Source organism: Mangrovimonas sp. CR14 (genome assembly GCF_011764015.1).
Classification (GTDB): Bacteria; Bacteroidota; Bacteroidia; order Flavobacteriales; family Flavobacteriaceae; genus Mangrovimonas; species Mangrovimonas futianensis.
The window spans coordinates 2,501-5,565 of the sequence record NZ_JAAFZY010000015.1 but is presented as its reverse complement, the minus strand read 5'-3'; the positions used below and the strand labels follow the sequence as shown (position 1 = coordinate 5,565).

Sequence of the window (3,065 nt, the reverse complement as noted above, 5' to 3'; positions counted from 1 at the left end):
TGGTATATTTGCACCCGCAAACGGGGAAACCGGGAGCGTAAGTTCATAGAAAGTTTGAGATACTGGGGTTAAGGGATTGGTTTTAAGGCCGGTCAAAAAAAAACCAAAAAAAATATCAAAAACATGTTTGTAGAATCAAAAAAGGTTGTATGTTTGCAGCCGCAAAAATAGCGAGAGTTATGAGTAGCAAAGTTCTTATAAAGGTGTTGGTATTTTGGGAATGGAAACGGGGAAAACAGTCTTCGAAAAAATTTTCAAAAAAAAGTATCAAAACTATTGTGAGGTTAAAAAAAGGGTTTTATATTTGCACCCGCTTAACGAGGAAACGAGTTAAGAAAGAAGATAAGAAAGTTCATAGACATATTGAATTGACAGCGTAGAAAGGTACTGGAAACGGTACTTTTCACAACAAGAGAATAAACCATTTTGAGTCCCTTTTCAGTCTTAAAGTTGTTAAAGATTTATAAGATTTAACGATGAAGAGTTTGATCCTGGCTCAGGATGAACGCTAGCGGCAGGCCTAACACATGCAAGTCGAGGGGTAGAAATAGCTTGCTATTTTGAGACCGGCGCACGGGTGCGTAACGCGTATGCAACCTACCTCTTACAGGGGAATAGCCCAGGGAAACTTGGATTAATGCCCCATAATATATATGAATGGCATCATTTTTATATTAAAGTTCCGGCGGTAAGAGATGGGCATGCGTTCTATTAGCTAGTAGGTGTGGTAACGGCACACCTAGGCTACGATAGATAGGGGCCCTGAGAGGGGGATCCCCCACACTGGTACTGAGACACGGACCAGACTCCTACGGGAGGCAGCAGTGAGGAATATTGGACAATGGGCGAGAGCCTGATCCAGCCATGCCGCGTGCAGGAAGACTGCCCTATGGGTTGTAAACTGCTTTTATACGGGAAGAAACCTCCCCTCGTGAGGGGAGCTGACGGTACCGTATGAATAAGCATCGGCTAACTCCGTGCCAGCAGCCGCGGTAATACGGAGGATGCAAGCGTTATCCGGAATCATTGGGTTTAAAGGGTCCGTAGGTGGATTGTTAAGTCAGAGGTGAAAGCCTGCAGCTCAACTGTAGAATTGCCTTTGATACTGATAATCTTGAGTCATTGTGAAGTGGTTAGAATATGTAGTGTAGCGGTGAAATGCATAGATATTACATAGAATACCGATTGCGAAGGCAGATCACTAACAATGTACTGACACTGATGGACGAAAGCGTGGGGAGCGAACAGGATTAGATACCCTGGTAGTCCACGCCGTAAACGATGGTCACTAGCTGTTCGGACTTCGGTCTGAGTGGCTAAGCGAAAGTGATAAGTGACCCACCTGGGGAGTACGTTCGCAAGAATGAAACTCAAAGGAATTGACGGGGGCCCGCACAAGCGGTGGAGCATGTGGTTTAATTCGATGATACGCGAGGAACCTTACCAGGGCTTAAATGTAAGTTGCATGATTTAGAGATAGATCTTTCTTCGGACTACTTACAAGGTGCTGCATGGTTGTCGTCAGCTCGTGCCGTGAGGTGTCAGGTTAAGTCCTATAACGAGCGCAACCCCTGTTGTTAGTTGCCAGCATGTAAAGATGGGAACTCTAGCAAGACTGCCGGTGCAAACCGCGAGGAAGGTGGGGATGACGTCAAATCATCACGGCCCTTACGTCCTGGGCTACACACGTGCTACAATGGTAGGTACAGAGGGCAGCCACTGCGCGAGCAGGAGCGAATCCACAAAACCTATCACAGTTCGGATCGGAGTCTGCAACTCGACTCCGTGAAGCTGGAATCGCTAGTAATCGGATATCAGCCATGATCCGGTGAATACGTTCCCGGGCCTTGTACACACCGCCCGTCAAGCCATGGAAGCTGGGAGTGCCTGAAGTCCGTCACCGAGAGGAGCGGCCTAGGGTAAAATCGGTAACTAGGGCTAAGTCGTAACAAGGTAGCCGTACCGGAAGGTGCGGCTGGAACACCTCCTTTCTAGAGAAAGACGACTAAGAGGTTGGAAATACACATTTCGGTTTATTCTCCTGCTGTCGATTTAATTAAGATATCTATAATAAAGTAGAGAGTCTCATAGCTCAGCTGGTTAGAGCGCTACACTGATAATGTAGAGGTCGGCAGTTCGAGTCTGCCTGAGACTACGAATCTTCAACGAAGGATTGCGGATGCAATTGTGGATTGAAAACGTTCATTACAAGATTGAAAGGAAATTTTAGAAGTTGGGTATCCCAAGTTGACGTATAGGTCATCGATTAACTGATAACTGTTAACTGATTACCGACTACTGAAGAGAAATGGGGGATTAGCTCAGCTGGCTAGAGCGCCTGCCTTGCACGCAGGAGGTCATCGGTTCGACTCCGATATTCTCCACGAGCCCTAAGGGGCATAAGTTCATTGACATATTGAAAAAAGATACATGAAAATTAGATAGAAAATATCTAAAAACATAAATTATTGTAACGAGCAATAATAAACTCATTGAAAAGACAAAAAGTACAATAAGCTAAATAAGGGCGTATGGGGGATGCCTAGGCTCTCAGAGGCGAAGAAGGACGTGATAAGCTGCGAAAAGCCGTGGGGAGTGGCACATACACTGTGATCCATGGATATCCGAATGGGGCAACCCGCTATGTTGAAGACATAGTATCCGAAAGGAGGCGAACCCGGGGAACTGAAACATCTAAGTACCCGGAGGAAGAGAAAACAAAAGTGATTCCGTTAGTAGTGGCGAGCGAACGCGGATTAGCCCAAACCAGTATTGTTACGGCAATGCTGGGGTTGTAGGACTGCGACATTGATTGCTTTAGGAACTGGAAGCGTTTGGAAAGACGCACCGTAGGGGGTGATAGTCCCGTACAGGTAACGACAGTTAATCATAGCAGTATCCTGAGTAGCGCGGGGCACGTGGAACCCTGTGTGAATCTGCCGGGACCATCCGGTAAGGCTAAATACTCCTGAGAGACCGATAGTGGACTAGTACCGTGAGGGAAAGGTGAAAAGAACCGTGAATAACGGAGTGAAAGAGAACCTGAAACCATACGCTTACAAGCG

Annotated in this window: 2 tRNA genes and 2 rRNA genes (1 of these 4 cut by a window edge); all 4 read left to right on the top strand. The window is 46.4% G+C overall.

Annotated features, from left to right (window positions below):
- Positions 1-473: 473 nt before the first annotated feature.
- A 16S ribosomal RNA gene (locus GZ212_RS16020) occupies positions 474-1,991 on the top strand.
- A gap of 90 nt (positions 1,992-2,081) precedes the next feature.
- Positions 2,082-2,155 (top strand) — tRNA-Ile (locus tag GZ212_RS16015).
- Positions 2,156-2,310: 155 nt separating this feature from the next.
- A tRNA-Ala gene (locus GZ212_RS16010) sits at positions 2,311-2,384 on the top strand.
- A gap of 126 nt (positions 2,385-2,510) precedes the next feature.
- Positions 2,511-3,065 (top strand): 23S ribosomal RNA (locus tag GZ212_RS16005); it runs 2,266 nt beyond the window's last position.
- The 16S and 23S rRNA genes sit together here with 2 tRNA genes alongside, the layout of an rRNA operon.